Origin of the sequence: Streptococcus equinus, from assembly GCF_049393735.1 — a bacterium.
Classification (GTDB): Bacteria; Bacillota; Bacilli; order Lactobacillales; family Streptococcaceae; genus Streptococcus; species Streptococcus equinus_G.
On the sequence record NZ_CP185946.1, the window covers coordinates 223417 to 238236 of the forward strand.

Consider the following 14820-nt stretch of genomic DNA (forward strand, 5'->3'; position numbering starts at 1 on the left):
GTATAAGGTCAGTGCTTTTTTTCTTTTCTTGAAAATGTTAAAATGACAATAATGAAAGCGAATTTATTTTCTGAAAGGAATAAGATATGAAAGTTGTTATTCAGCGCGTGAAAGAAGCGCAAGTTACGATTGATGATGAGATTGTTGGAGATATTAATCAGGGATTGCTGTTGCTAGTTGGGGTTGGACCAGATGATGAGCAAGAAGACCTTGATTATGCTGTGCGTAAAATCACAAATATGCGTATTTTCTCAGATGATATGGGCAAGATGAATTTGTCGGTTCAAGACATCGAGGGAAGTATTTTGTCTGTGTCACAATTTACTTTATTTGCCGATACTAAGAAAGGAAATCGTCCAGCCTTTACCGGAGCAGCAAAACCTGACAAAGCTGAGAAATTCTACAATGATTTCAACGATGCCTTGGCTAAATTTGTCCCAGTTGAAACAGGCGTTTTTGGTGCAGATATGCAGGTGAGCTTACTTAATGATGGTCCTGTGACGATTATTTTGGATACTAAATCGCGTTAACATTAGCTAAAAAGGAATGGAGTTTGGACATGTCATTAGAAAGTTTATTTCCAGAAGCGGTCGGAGCTGAAAAGGTAGAACACGCAGATGATTGGGTAGCTGTTGAAGAAAATGGTCAGACATTTTATTTGCCTTTAGCCAGTCTTAGCGAGCGCGAAAAAGCTTTGTTAACCTTAAAAAATGATGGCGTGTTAGATGCTGGCATTACTGATAATCCTTGGTACCGTTATTTAGTTCAAAATGACACAAGAGCATCGCAAGGCTATAAGTGCCTTCAAATCATTTACATTGACCATAAAGAGCCATTACCAGAAGAGTTGTTTGACTTTTTTGAGACACTTTTGCCAAATATGCTTGCGCATGTTGTCATTTCAAAAAATCGAACTTTGCTAATCCTTAATCAAGAAGAAATGCTTGAAGCACAAGATCTTGTTAAAGATGTTCTGCCAACTCTTGAGAGCGATTTTGGTCTTAAGCTGACAGTCTTTTTTGGCAATATTTGGAACAAACTTCAAGTTGATGAATTGCCTCTGTATTATCAAGAAGAAAGACGTTTATTTGCGAATGCAGGGCATTATCTTGGAAATGAACGGACAGTGACTTTCTCAGAGATGTTACTTTTAGCATATGCTCATCAGCTTGATTTGCCAGCAATCAAGCATAAAATATTGCAGGCTATTGATGATAGCAAGGATACTCGTATGATTATCACAACCATGTGGCAAGAGCAGGGCAATTTAGCAAAAACAGCACAAAGTCTTTACATTCACCGCAATTCTTTGCATTATAAGCTTGAGAAATTCCGGTTGGCTTCTGGTTTAAATTTGAAAAATCTAAATGATTTAGCTTTTGTTTACCTTTTGATTATGGAAAATTAACTTTTGTGCACATTGCACAAAAAATCTTGTTTCTTCTGTCTATGGTTTGTAAGCGTTATCTTTGCTATAATGAAGCCATAAATCAAAGGAGTAGAAAAATGGTAGAACTTAATCTAGATCACATTTACAAAAAATATCCAAATGCAAGTCACTATGCTGTCGAAGATTTCAATCTTGACATCAAAGATAAAGAATTCATCGTTTTTGTAGGACCTTCAGGTTGTGGTAAATCAACAACTCTTCGTATGGTTGCTGGTCTTGAAGATATCACAGAAGGTGAACTTAAAATTGACGGCGAAGTCGTCAATGACAAAGCACCAAAAGACCGTGATATCGCCATGGTTTTCCAAAACTATGCCCTTTACCCACACATGACTGTGTATGATAACATGGCATTTGGTTTGAAACTTAGAAAATACAAAAAAGAAGACATTGACAAACGTGTTCGTGAAGCTGCTCAAATCCTTGGTTTGACAGAATTCCTTCAACGTAAACCAGCTGACCTTTCAGGTGGTCAACGTCAACGTGTTGCCATGGGACGTGCTATTGTCCGTGATGCGAAAGTATTCTTGATGGACGAACCTTTGTCAAACTTGGATGCTAAACTTCGTGTATCAATGCGTGCTGAAATTGCTAAAATTCACCGCCGTATCGGTTCAACTACAATCTACGTAACTCACGACCAAACAGAAGCTATGACACTTGCTGACCGTATCGTTATCATGAGTTCTACTAAAAATCCAGACGGTTCAGGAACAATCGGTCGTGTAGAACAAATCGGTACACCACAAGAACTTTATAACCGTCCTGCTAACAAATTCGTTGCTGGATTCATTGGTAGCCCAGCTATGAACTTCTTTGAAGCAACTGTTCAAGGTGATAGCTTGGTTTGCGACAATGGCTTTAAGATTACTTTGCCAGAAGGTCAACGTAAACTTCTTGAACTCAAAGGTTACAAAGGTAAAAAAGTTATCTTCGGTATCCGTCCAGAAGATATCTCAAATAACCCACTTGTTCGTGAAACTTACCCAGGAGCAACTGTAGAAGCAGAAGTGACTGTATCAGAATTGCTCGGTGCAGAAACAATGCTTTATGTTAAATCTGGCGACGTTGAACTTGTATCACGTACAGATGCACGTGACACTTACCAACCAGGTGAAAAAGTTGAATTGACTTTGAATGTTGCTAAAGGTCACTTCTTTGACCCAGAAACAGAAAGAGCTATTCGTTAATCTGATCTCTCAAAAACTTTTCTAGAATACAACCTTACCTCCTAAGTTAGTTTGCCTAGGAGGTTTTTTGTTAAAAAAAGAGCTACTCAAAACAGAGTAGCTTTTCTTTTTTATTAATCTTCGGCAGTCATAATGTCTGTCAATTGACCGAATTTTTCTTTGGCAGCTTCAGAAATTCCTGAATCAGTAACAAGGTGATCGATTTTGCTGACATTGTAGAAGTCATAAAAATCGTATTTATCGAATTTTTCGTGGTCAACAAGTAGGAATTTTTCAAAGGCATTGTCTAGGGCAATACGTTGAATTTCTCCTTCGCTTTCGCTATAAGTAGCGACAGAATCGCCAAAGACACCGTTAGCGCTGACAAAAGCTTTTGAGAACTTAAGTTCTTTTAAGTAAGTTGACGTTAAAGAACCAACAAAAGCACCCGTAATATCGCGATATTCTCCACCAGTTAAGATTAAATCAGTGCTCTTGTTTTGATTTAAAATGGTGAATACTGGCAAGCTGTTTGTTACGACACGGATGTTTTTAGCGACAAGCTCATGTGCAAAATGTTCAAGTGTTGTTCCAGGACCTATGAAAATTGTTTCGCCGTCTTGGATAAGTTGACTTGCAAATTTTGCAATAGCGCTTTTTTCTTCAATTTGTAGTTCTTGTTTTTCGCTGTTTGATTTTTCGTATTTAGGTTTTACTTTTGGTGTATCGATACTTTGGGCGCCACCATGAATACGAATCAACAAACCTTCTTTATCGAGTTCGTCAAGGTCACGACGAACAGTCATATCTGAAACACCTAGTTCTTTAATGATGTCGTTAACGGTAATAACACCTTTTACGTTGATTTTCTCAAGAATCCACTGGAGGCGTTCTTTTTTTAACATACTAAACTCCTTTCTTTTTTATTTCTCCTTGTTATTATCATATCATAATTGAATCTCCAACTCAACAAATAAGAAAAAAAAGAAACAAATTGAAACATCTTTGTAATAAAGGTGAAAGGTACTGAAAATAAAGGATTTTCATGACGTTGTTTTCAATACAATAAACAAAAACCAACAAACATTTTTAAAAAATATTAAACAAATATGTTGACAAATGTTTGTTTTAGAATTATTATATAAACATAAAAAAACGTTTTTAAAAAATTATCTAGATAAAAGAAAAATTTTGAGGTGCTAAAATGACAGTTATTCTTGGTTCAGATGCTGCAGGTGAAACTTTGAAAAATATTATCAAAGATTACTTGCTTGAAAATGATTATGATGTCAAAGACGTCACAGAAGTTAATAAAGATTTTGTTGATAACACGCTTGCTGTTGCGGCTGGTGTCAATGAATCAGAAGAAAATCTAGGTATTATGATTGATGCCTATGGTGCAGGTAGCTTTATGACAGCAACTAAAATCAAAGGTATGATTTGTGCGGAAGTTTCAGATGAACGCTCTGCTTATATGACACGTGCTCACAATAATGCTCGCATGATTACCATGGGTTCTGAAATTGTCGGAGTTACTTTGGCGAAAAATATTGTTAAAGGATTTTTGGAAGGTCACTATGATGGTGGTCGTCACCAAATCCGTGTAGATATGCTAAATAAAATGTGCTAGGAGCGAGGGAGATAAAATGAAAATTGCAATTGGATGTGACCATATCGTAACAACAGAAAAAATGGCAGTGTCAGATTTTTTGAAATCAAAAGGTTACGAAGTAATTGATTGTGGGACTTATGACCACACGCGTACGCATTACCCAATTTTTGGTAAAAAAGTTGGTGAAACGGTAACAAGTGGACAAGCTGATTTGGGTGTTTGTATTTGCGGTACAGGTGTTGGTATTAACAACTCTGTTAACAAAGTTCCTGGCATTCGTTCTGCTTTAGTTCGTGACATGACAACAGCGATTTACGCTAAAGAAGAATTAAATGCTAATGTCATCGGTTTTGGTGGAAAAATCACAGGTGAGTTGCTCATGTGTGACATTGTTGAAGCTTTTATCAAAGCACAGTACAAACCAACAGCAGAAAATAAAGCTTTGATTGAAAAAATTGCACATGTTGAAACAGTTAATAAAGACCAAACATCACCAGATTTCTTTGATGAATTTCTTGAAAAATGGGACCGCGGTGAATATCACGATTAGGAGAAAATCAGATGATTCTAACGGTAACATTGAACCCATCAATCGATATTTCTTATCCGCTTGATGAATTGAAACTAGATACGGTTAACCGTGTTTCAGATGTTAAGAAAACAGCGGGCGGCAAGGGCTTGAATGTCACACGTGTCCTATCTGATATTGGTGATGATGTGACAGCTACTGGTCTTATCGGTGGAAAATTAGGAGATTTTTTGACAGAGCAATTAGATAAAAGTCAAATCAAGCACCGCTTTTTCAAAATTCACGGAGAAACTCGAAACTGTATTGCGATTTTACATGAAGGCTTTCAGACAGAAATTTTGGAAGCAGGTCCGATGATTGACCAAGATGAGGCAGATGGTTTTCTTAATCATTTTCGCTATCTTTGTCCAACCTATGATGTCGTGACGATTTCAGGAAGTTTGCCTGCTGGTCTTTGTTCGACTTATTATCAAAAAATGATTGCACAAGCCAATTCACAAGGTAAAAAAGTCGTATTGGACTGCTCTGGCAAGGCTCTAGAAGCAGTATTAACAGGTGATGACAAACCATTTGTTATCAAGCCAAACACAGAAGAATTATCACAACTTGTCAGAAGAGAAGTGACAGGTGATGTGGCTGACTTAAAAGAAATCTTGCAGGATGATTTATTTGCAGGGATTGAGTGGGTGGTTGTTTCACTAGGCAGTAAAGGAGCTTTTGCCAAACACGGTGATAAATTTTATCGTGTCCATATTCCTAAAATCAAAGTTGTAAATCCTGTTGGGTCAGGCGATTCGACGGTCGCAGGAATTGCATCAGCGATTACTCATAATCTTTCCGATGAAGATTTTCTACGACGTGCCAATACACTCGGCATGCTTAATGCTCAAGAAAAAATGACAGGTCATGTCAACATGACAAATTATGAAAATTTATTTAATCAGATTCAAGTTGAAGAGGTATAAAAATGGTATTAACACAAGAAAAACGTAGACTACTTGAGAAACTTAGCCGTGATGGTGTCATCTCAGCTTTGGCATTTGACCAACGCGGGGCCCTAAAACGCATGATGGCGAAATATCAAACAGAAGAACCAACAGTTGAACAAATCGAACACTTGAAAGCTCTGGTTTCAGAAGAATTGACACCATATGCATCATCTATTCTTCTTGACCCTGAGTATGGTTTGCCAGCAAGTAAAGTTCGTGATGATAATGCAGGGCTCTTGCTTGCTTATGAAAAAACTGGTTATGATGCCACAACGACTAGTCGCTTGCCAGATTGTTTAGTGGAATGGTCTGCAAAACGTCTTAAAGAAGAAGGAGCGGATGCTGTTAAATTCTTGCTTTATTACGACGTTGATGGTGATGAATACGTTAATCTTCAAAAACAAGCTTACATTGAACGTATTGGTGATGAATGTAAAGCTGAAAACATGCCATTCTTCCTTGAAATCTTGACTTATGATGAAACTATTTCTGATAATACAAGCGCAGCATTTGCCAAAGTTAAACCGCATAAAGTTAATGAAGCAATGAAAGTTTTCTCTGATGAACGTTTTGGCATTGATGTGCTTAAGGTTGAAGTTCCTGTCAATATGAAATATGTTGAAGGATTTGCGGATGGTGAAGTGGTTTATACAAGGAAAGAAGCTGCTAAAGCCTTTGAAGACCAAGAGGCTGCAAGCCATTTGCCATATATTTACTTAAGTGCAGGCGTGTCTGCTAAACTTTTCCAAGAAACTTTAGTCTTTGCGGCTGAATCAGGTGCTAAATTCAACGGTGTCCTTTGTGGACGTGCTACTTGGGCTGATTCTGTTCAAGTTTACATCGAAGAAGGTGAGCAAGCTGCGCGTGAATGGTTAAGAACACAAGGACGTAAGAACATCGAAGAACTGAATGCTGTTCTTGCTAAAACAGCCACTTCTTGGACTGAGAAAGTTATCGAACCAGCATTTGCTTAAACTTTAACTCATTAAAACTTCTTTTATATTAATTTGTTTTTTGAAATTGGGAATGTTGGTTGTGAGGGCTAGCATTCCCTTTTTAAGGAGGATTTTATGGTTATAGAATTAAAAAATGATTTTTTAACAGTGCAGTTCAAAGAATTTGGTGGTGCCTTATCTTCAATAAAGGACAAAGATGGTATCGAATATCTGTGGCAAGGAAACCCAGAGTATTGGAGCTCTCAAGCACCAGTTTTATTTCCTATTTGTGGTAGTTTACGTGATGATGAAGCCATTTATCGTCCTTGTACGCACCCACATTTTACAGGAATCATTCCACGTCATGGCTTAGTGCGCAAGAAAAATTTTATGTATGAGCAGATATCTGATAATAGCCTTGCATTTTCTATTCGAGCAACTGATGAGACATTGGTTAATTATCCTTATGATTTTGAATTAAGAATTATTTATACTTTGGTTGATAAGACGATTTCTGTGGCTTATCAAGTGACGAATCATGAAAAAGCTAAGACTATGCCTTATTTTATTGGAGGACATCCTGGTTTTAATTGTCCTTTACTTTTTGATGAGCGTTATGAAGATTATTATCTCGAGTTCGAAAAAGAGGAGACTTGTACTGTACCAGAAACCTTTCCTGAAACAGGGCTTCTTGATGTTAATAAGCGCACGCCATTTTTGCAAAATCAAAAAATTCTAGAATTGGATTATGCTTTATTTGCTAAAGATGCGATTACTTTAGATCAATTGGCTTCGCGTAGCATCTCTCTCAAATCTCATAAACACGATAAAGGATTGCGCTTGGATTTTGCAGATTTTCCAAATCTGATTTTATGGTCAACAACGACTAAAGGTCCCTTTATTGCCTTGGAACCATGGAGTGGTTTGTCAACATCGCTTGATGAGAGTGATGTTTTAGAAGATAAACGTCAGGTTGCTTTTGTGCCTTCTGAAGGAACTGATGAGAAATCTTTTTCTATCACTATTTTTTGAAAATGTTTAAAAATAAACAAAAAAACTCAAAAAATAAACAAGAAAGGGTTTACAAAATAAAATTTGTGTGCTATATTATAACCATAGAAATTAAATAGAGTGGATTGTAACTAAGACATTAGGCAAGACCGCAAATGATCTAGACGGGGGAGGGCTAGCTTGTTTGTGGTTTTTTATTGTCTAAAAACCACTGGGGAGGGGTCAAATGTTTCGGATTGTACAAGCGCTCAACAATAATGTTGCCTTAGTTAAGGATGAACAAGGGCAACAAGCTGTCGTTATGGGATTAGGGATTGTTTTTCACAAGAAAAAAGGTGACTTAATCGTACCGAGTAAAGTTGAAAAGATTTTTTCTTTAAGAACAGAAGAATCAAAAGAAAACTTTTTAACGCTTTTGAAAAATATTCCACTTGATATCTTAACAGTCACTTACAATATGATTGATCAATTGGTTGATAAATATCATTTTCCTGTTCAAGAGTATTTATACGTGACGCTGACAGACCATGTTTATTCGGTTTATCAAAAGCTGTTAAAAGGAAATTATCAGGAAAGTCATTTGCCAGATATTTCTGATGCTTATGAGACAGAATTTGCAATGGCAAAAGAAGCAGTTGAGATTTTAAGTCAAAAACTATCAGTTGTTTTTCCTAGCGACGAAGTTGGACGCATGGCTTTGCATTTTATCAATGCAAAAGGTGATTACGAGGTTTCAGAAAATAAGCAAGAAAACGCAAGAAAGCGTGTCTTGGAATTGGTTGAAGAAGAATTATCAAGTAGCGGCATTAAACGTAGCGCAGAAAATGGCAATTTATATGACCGCTTAATGATTCATCTTACCTATTTGATTAATCGATTGCAGACAAATCAACAAGATGAAACGTCGTTAATCAATATGGAGGAATTTGTTAAATCAGATTATCCACAAGCTTACCAAATTGGACAAGCTATTTACGATGTGATTGAAAAAGAATTAGACATAGATTTATCACGCAGTGAACGTGTTTATCTAGTTATACATATTCAACGTTTATTGAAATAAGGAGAGAAAAATGTACAAATTACCAGAAGATTTTATTTTTGGTGGCGCAACAGCAGCCTACCAAGTTGAAGGTTCAACAAAAGAAGGTGGTAAAGGAGCAGTTGCTTGGGATGATTTTCTAGCTGAACAAGGTCGTTTTAGTCCAGATCCTGCCAGTGATTTTTATCACCAATACCCACAAGATATCGAGCTTTGTGAAAAATTTGGTGTCAATGGACTTCGCTTATCAATTGCTTGGAGTCGCATTTTCCCAAATGGAACTGGTGAAGTCAATCAAGAAGGTGTGGATTTCTATCACAAGGTTTTTGCTGAGTGTGAAAAACGTGGCATCACAGCATTTGTAACTCTTCATCACTTTGATACGCCAAAAGTGTTGTTTGATAACGGCGATTTCTTAAACCGTGACACGATTGAAGCTTTTGTTGATTATGCAAAATTCTGTTTTGAAGAATTTACAGAAGTTCGTCACTGGAGTACTTTCAATGAAATCTATCCAGTCGCAACTAACCAATATCTACTTGGAATTTTCCCACCAGGTATCAAATATGACCTTTCAAAAGTTATCCAATGTCTTCATAATATGATGTACGCACATGCGCGCGTGGTTAATTTGTTTAAAGATGGTGGCTACAAAGGTGAAATTGGTGTGGTTCACTCTCTTGAAACAAAATACCCTGCAACTGATAGTAAAGAAGATAAACACGCCGCTTTCTTAGATGATGCTCTTTCAATTCGTTTCTTACTTGATGCAACTTATCTAGGTTATTATTCAAACGAAACAATGGAAGCGCTTAACGAAATCTGTGCAGCTAATAATGCTAGCTATGAATTCCTCGACAGCGACTTTGAAGAAATGAAAAAAGCTAGTCACCGCAACGATTATCTTGGTATTAACCATTATCAATGTCACTTTGTCAAAGCCTACAATGGTGAAAATGCTATTCATCACAACGGTACAGGTGACAAAGGAACATCTGTTTACAAAGTTAAAGGTATCGGCGAACGCATTTACAAAGAAGGCATTCCACGAACTGATTGGGATTGGCTCATTTACCCAGAAGGTTTGTATGATTTGCTTCTTCGCATCAAAGCAGATTACCCGCACTATAACAAGATTTACATCACAGAAAATGGTATGGGCTATAAAGATGAATTTGATGATGGCATCGTTATGGACACAGCTCGTATTGATTATTTGAAAGTTTACCTTCAATCTCTTGCTAAGGCAATTGAGGCTGGGGTTAATGTTAAAGGATACTTCCTATGGTCATTGATGGATTGTTTCTCATGGTCAAATGGATATAATAAGCGTTATGGTTTGTTCTATGTGGATTTTGAAACACAAAAACGTTATCCAAAAGCATCAGCTTACTGGTACAAACACATCAGCGATACAAAAATTGTAGAATAGGAGATTTTGAATATGGATAAAAAAGAATTACAAATGTTGGGATTTGAAATTGTAGCTTACTCAGGTGATGCTAGAAGTACACTGTTACAATTGCTCAAGGAAGTTCGTTCTGGCAACTTTGATAATGTTGACAAAGCCATTAAAGATGCTGATGAAAACTTAGCAAAAGCGCATAATGCTCAAACAGCCTTGCTAGCACAAGAAGCAGGTGGTGAAGATTTGGAACTTGGTTTTATCTTCGTTCACGGTCAAGACCACTTGATGACAACTTTGTTGCTACGTGACCTTATTACGGATTTTATTGAATTATATAAAAATCGCTAATTTTTGAAAAAAGAAAGGAAGTGAACCAAGGCTTGGCAAATGCCTAATCTCCTCTCGTTTGCTAAGCTCAGGTTCTTGGGGAGTTTTATCATGAACAAACTCATTCAACAAATTGAAAAGGGTAAACCTTTTTTTGAAAAAGTTTCTCGTAACATTTATCTAGGTGCCATTCGTGATGGTTTCCTAGCAGCAATGCCAGCTATTCTCTTTTCTAGTATTTTCATCTTGATTGCATCCATTCCGGATGTCCTTGGTATTAAATTACCAGAAGACTTCTCAAGTTGGCTTTGGAAAATTTACAATTATTCAATGGGTGTAGTTGCCCTTCTTGTTTCAGCGACAACAGCACGTTGTTTGGCAGAATCTGTTAACCGTAAAATGCCAGGTAACAAAAAAATCAATGCGGTTTCTGTCATGCTTGCCTCAATTGTCAGCTTCTTGATGTTGAGTGCTGATGAAATCAAAGATGGACTTGCTATTGGTTACATGGGTACAAAAGGTATCCTAGCAGCTTTCGTCGCAGCATTTATTACTGTTAATGTTTACAAATTCTGTGTACTTCGTGACATTACAATCAAGATGCCAAAAGAAGTACCTGGTACTATTTCTCAAACATTCCGCGATATTTTCCCATTCTCATTTGCAGTTTTTGCAGCAGTTATTATTGATACAATTATTCGTCATTTCTTTGGAACATCATTTGCTGAAGCAGTTATCACTTTGTTACAACCATTGTTTACAGCAGCAGACGGCTACCTTGGAATTGCAATTATCTGGGGTGCAATGGCACTCTTCTGGTTCGTTGGTGTGCATGGTCCATCAATCGTAGAACCAGCTATCGCAGCGATTATCTATGCGAATGTCGAAACTAACCTTCAATTGTTTAAAGCTGGTGAACATGCTTCAAACGTATTGACTGTCGGTCTTGGTAACTTCGTTGGTACTATGGGTGGTACTGGTGCCACACTTGTTGTTCCATATCTTTTCTTGCTATTTGCTAAATCAAAACAATTGAAAGCCGTTGGTAAAGCTTCATTTATCCCAGTTAGCTTTGCCGTTAACGAACCTTTGCTTTTTGCAACACCAATCATTCTAAACCCTTACTTCTTTATTCCATTCCTTTTGGCGCCAATTGCCAACGTTTGGATTTTCAAATTCTTTGTTGATGTGCTTCAAATGAACAGCTTTATGTATGTTCTTCCTTGGGCAACACCAGCTCCAATCGGACTTATTCTTGGTACAGGCGTCAGCCTTCTAGCCGTTGTTCTTGTCTTTGTTCTTATTGCTGTTGATGCTATTATCTACTTCCCATTCATCAAAGCTTATGACGCTTCACTTCTTGAAGAAGAAGCTGAAAATGCTGCAATAGAAGAACTTGAAAGTATTACTCCAGTAAAAGCTGCTGAAAAAGTTGTTGAAGCAAAACCTGCTGTTAAAGTGACAACTGATAAACCAATCAACGTCTTAGTTCTTTGTGCCGGTGCTGGTACAAGTGCTATGCTTGCTAATGCTCTTGCTGAAGGAGCTGCTGCAACAGGTGCTAATATTACAGCATCAGCTGGCGCTTACGGTTCACATTATGAAATCATGAAAAACTTTGATATGATTGTCCTTGCTCCACAAGTGAATTCATTCTACGAAGATATCAAGAAAGATACAGATGCTCTTGGTATCAAGTTAGCAGCTACAAAAGGTGCTGAATACATTAAATTAACCCGTGATCCAGAAGGTGCAGTAGCCTTTGTAATGTCATACTTTGACTAACTGATGTATTAAAAGCTAGGAAAAAATTATGAAAAAGCTAAAGAAGATTGTCATGGCAAGTGCAGCAGTATTTAGTCTAGCTTTTGCTGGAACTACCATGACTAAAGCCGATAACTTCATCAATGGAGCTGATATTTCAATTCTTGATGAGATGGAACAAAGCGGAGCTATTTACAAAATCAATGGTAAACAACAAGATCCGCTGACAATTTTAAAAGATAATGGTGTTAACTATGTTCGCTTGCGACTTTGGGTCAATCCTTATGATGCAAATGGTAATGCCTACGGCGCAGGAACTAATGATTTAAACAGAACGTTAAAATTAGCCAGACGTGCTAAAAATAAAGGGTTGAAAGTCTTACTCGATTTCCATTACAGTGATTTCTGGGTTGACCCTGGAAAACAAAATCTTCCCAAAGCTTGGCAGAATCAATCCTTTGAACAATTAAATTCAAGTGTCTATTCTTACACAGCTGATGTCCTTAATCAGATGAAGTCACAAGGCATTTACCCTGATATGGTGCAAATCGGAAACGAACTTAATAGTGGTATGCTTTGGCCTTACGGAAAAAGCTGGGGCGGTGATGGTCAAGAATTCACTCGCCTGGCGACTTTCCTAAAATCTGGTGTTCAAGCCGTGAAAGACACACAGCAAAGCAACACCCCAATCATGCTTCATTTGGCAGACGGTGGTGACAAGTCAGCTTTTCAATGGTGGTTAGACGAAATCACTAATCAATCCGTTGATTTTGATATTGTCGGTATTTCTTATTACCCATATTGGCACGGTACATTAGCAGAACTCTCTGAAAATATGGATAATATCAGCGAACGCTACAATAAAAAAGTTGTTGTGGTTGAAACAGCTTATGCTAATACTCTTGACAATCTTGACCAAAAGACAAATGCTGTCACAGCAACAGAAGAAGCAGCAGCTGGTTACAAAGCTAGCCAAGATGGTCAGTATGAATTTTTGACAGACTTGGTTGATAAGATTAAAGATGTCAAAAATAACAATGGACTTGGTTTCTTCTATTGGGAACCACTCTGGTATAACGGTAACGTCTCATGGGCTACGCAAGCAGGTATGTCATATCTTGGCGTTTCAGATATGACAGGTAACGAATGGGAAAATCAAGCTGTCTTTGATTTTCAAGGAAATGCTTTGCGTGGTATCAAAGCCTTTAATTACTCTAATCTAACGAATCTCCTTCAAAACAATAGCTTTGAATGGGACGGTTATACCGAAAGTCCATCATCTTGGAATGTTTGGAAAAATGGCCAAATTTCTGGAATCAAGACAGAAATTTACGATAATACGCGTTATAAACTCAGCTTCTGGTCAGACAAAGCATACGAAAGTTCTATCTATCAAACAGTAGGAAATCTCAGCTCAGGTACTTACAAATTAAGCATCGATGCTATGGGTGATACAAGTCTTGAAAATGCAGAACTTTATATTAAAAATTATGGTGGCAGTGAACAAAAAATCTCTCTCAAAGACTCAAATACTTGGAAAACTTACACCATTGATAATATTAAAATCACAAACGGACAATGTGAAGTTGGCGTTTACGTCAAATCATCTGCCAACAAATGGTTAAACATTGATAACGTCCGACTTGTTAAAGTTGATTAAGAAAAACTCCCTCAAGAACTTAGTTCTGGGGGAGTTTTTTTATCTTTGTGTCTTACGGTAATTGCTTGGGCTTTGTCCGAAATGTTTTTTGAAAGCCTTGCTGAAGGCGAGAGCGTCTGGAAAGCCTACAGCATTTGCGATTTCTGAGATGTGAAAAGTCGTGCTGGTAAGCAAATCAGCACTTTTTTCCATGCGGATTTGGATGAGATAATCCTTGAGAGAATAACCTGTTTCTTCTTTGAAAATCTTGTACAAGTAGGAGCGATTTAGATTGAGCTTTTTGGCAATCTCACTGATTTTTAATGGATTTCCATATTGTGTGTGAATGATTTTTTTAGCTTGCTTGATGTAATTTTGAATCAAAATACTGCTATCAGACATTGCTTTGCTTGGAAATTCTTCCATTAAAAATGCTAGTAGTTTGTAAAGCTCAGCAATCAGCTGAAGTTCTGTAATGTCATCGAGTTTTTGGTTACGAAATTTAGTTAATTTGACTAGCTGATCGAGGATTTTAGAGTTGAGTGTTGAATGACAAAAGTAGTGTTCAAGGAGCTGCGTCTTATTTAAGATGCTTTCAGCTTTTGAACCACTAAATCCCACCCAAAGATAAGTCCAAGGGTGCTTGCTATCTGCTTGGTAGAAGGTCACTTTTCCTTTCGGCAAAATGAATATATCACCTGTTTTGAGTTCGGTCGTTGTGCCATCAATTTTGAAAGTTCCCTTGCCATCAACAATGAAATGAAGGACGTAGTTATCCCTAACAGTAGGTCCAAAAGAGTAGTTTTTATCACAAATCTCAGCACCATAATGGTCGACGTTCAGGTCAAAATTATTCGTGTCAAATTCGTTGTAGGTATTTAGAACATTCAAAGTATCAACTCCTTTATAAACAACATTTTACCATATTTGCCCAACATGATACCA

General features: G+C 37.3%; 15 protein-coding genes. 13 read left to right on the plus strand and 2 right to left on the minus strand.

The features are described 5' to 3' along the window. Positions 1-86 precede the first annotated feature (86 nt). The 3 genes from dtd (at position 87) to ACNTMY_RS01275 (ending at position 2640) form a co-directional block, all read left to right on the plus strand. Entirely contained in the window at positions 87-530 is a 444-nt protein-coding gene (gene dtd, locus ACNTMY_RS01265; protein ID WP_423216372.1) for a D-aminoacyl-tRNA deacylase, read from the plus strand. A 29-nt stretch (positions 531-559) separates the two neighbouring features. Next, complete coding sequence (locus ACNTMY_RS01270; RefSeq protein WP_423216373.1) at positions 560-1408, plus strand: helix-turn-helix domain-containing protein; 849 nt, start codon at positions 560-562, stop codon at positions 1406-1408. Positions 1409-1506: 98 nt separating this feature from the next. Further along, a complete protein-coding gene (locus ACNTMY_RS01275; protein WP_423216374.1) occupies positions 1507-2640 on the plus strand; it encodes an ABC transporter ATP-binding protein in 1134 nt (377 codons plus the stop codon). Positions 2641-2753: 113 nt separating this feature from the next. Here the strand turns inward: ACNTMY_RS01275 and ACNTMY_RS01280 are convergent, their stop codons facing one another. Next, a complete protein-coding gene (locus ACNTMY_RS01280) occupies positions 2754-3524 on the minus strand; it encodes a DeoR/GlpR family DNA-binding transcription regulator (RefSeq protein WP_423216375.1) in 771 nt (256 codons plus the stop codon). A gap of 299 nt (positions 3525-3823) precedes the next feature. Here ACNTMY_RS01280 and lacA point away from each other — a divergent pair, with 299 nt between their 5' ends. The 10 genes from lacA (at position 3824) to ACNTMY_RS01330 (ending at position 13896) form a co-directional block, all read left to right on the plus strand. Further along, positions 3824-4249 carry a galactose-6-phosphate isomerase subunit LacA gene (lacA, locus tag ACNTMY_RS01285; RefSeq protein WP_423216376.1) on the plus strand — a complete coding sequence of 142 codons (426 nt, stop codon included), beginning with the start codon at positions 3824-3826 and terminating at the stop codon, positions 4247-4249. Between the two features lie 16 nt (positions 4250-4265). Further along, on the plus strand, positions 4266-4781 hold the full coding sequence (gene lacB, locus ACNTMY_RS01290; RefSeq protein ID WP_423216377.1) for a galactose-6-phosphate isomerase subunit LacB: 516 nt from the start codon (positions 4266-4268) through the stop codon (positions 4779-4781). 11 nt (positions 4782-4792) lie between these two features. Further along, on the plus strand, positions 4793-5725 hold the full coding sequence (locus ACNTMY_RS01295) for a tagatose-6-phosphate kinase (protein WP_423216378.1): 933 nt from the start codon (positions 4793-4795) through the stop codon (positions 5723-5725). A gap of 2 nt (positions 5726-5727) precedes the next feature. Next, positions 5728-6723: a tagatose-bisphosphate aldolase gene (gene lacD, locus ACNTMY_RS01300; protein ID WP_423216379.1), complete on the plus strand. Its 996-nt coding sequence runs from the start codon at positions 5728-5730 to the stop codon at positions 6721-6723. A 96-nt stretch (positions 6724-6819) separates the two neighbouring features. Then, positions 6820-7716, plus strand: a complete 897-nt coding sequence (locus ACNTMY_RS01305) for an aldose 1-epimerase family protein (RefSeq protein WP_423216380.1) — start codon at positions 6820-6822, stop codon at positions 7714-7716. 205 nt (positions 7717-7921) lie between these two features. Next, positions 7922-8758, plus strand: coding sequence for a PRD domain-containing protein (locus ACNTMY_RS01310; protein ID WP_423216381.1), 837 nt, complete (start codon positions 7922-7924; stop codon positions 8756-8758). A 10-nt stretch (positions 8759-8768) separates the two neighbouring features. Continuing rightward, entirely contained in the window at positions 8769-10169 is a 1401-nt protein-coding gene (lacG, locus tag ACNTMY_RS01315) for a 6-phospho-beta-galactosidase (RefSeq protein ID WP_423216382.1), read from the plus strand. Positions 10170-10181: 12 nt separating this feature from the next. Continuing rightward, entirely contained in the window at positions 10182-10493 is a 312-nt protein-coding gene (locus tag ACNTMY_RS01320; protein WP_021141568.1) for a PTS lactose/cellobiose transporter subunit IIA, read from the plus strand. A gap of 90 nt (positions 10494-10583) precedes the next feature. Next, entirely contained in the window at positions 10584-12257 is a 1674-nt protein-coding gene (locus tag ACNTMY_RS01325) for a lactose/cellobiose PTS transporter subunit IIB (protein WP_423216383.1), read from the plus strand. A 28-nt stretch (positions 12258-12285) separates the two neighbouring features. Continuing rightward, a complete protein-coding gene (locus ACNTMY_RS01330; protein WP_423216384.1) occupies positions 12286-13896 on the plus strand; it encodes a glycoside hydrolase family 53 protein in 1611 nt (536 codons plus the stop codon). A gap of 39 nt (positions 13897-13935) precedes the next feature. On the opposite strand, the gene ACNTMY_RS01335 is transcribed toward ACNTMY_RS01330, so the two are convergent. Then, positions 13936-14766: an AraC family transcriptional regulator gene (locus ACNTMY_RS01335; RefSeq protein WP_423216385.1), complete on the minus strand. Its 831-nt coding sequence runs from the start codon at positions 14764-14766 to the stop codon at positions 13936-13938. Between the last annotated feature and the right edge of the window lie 54 nt (positions 14767-14820).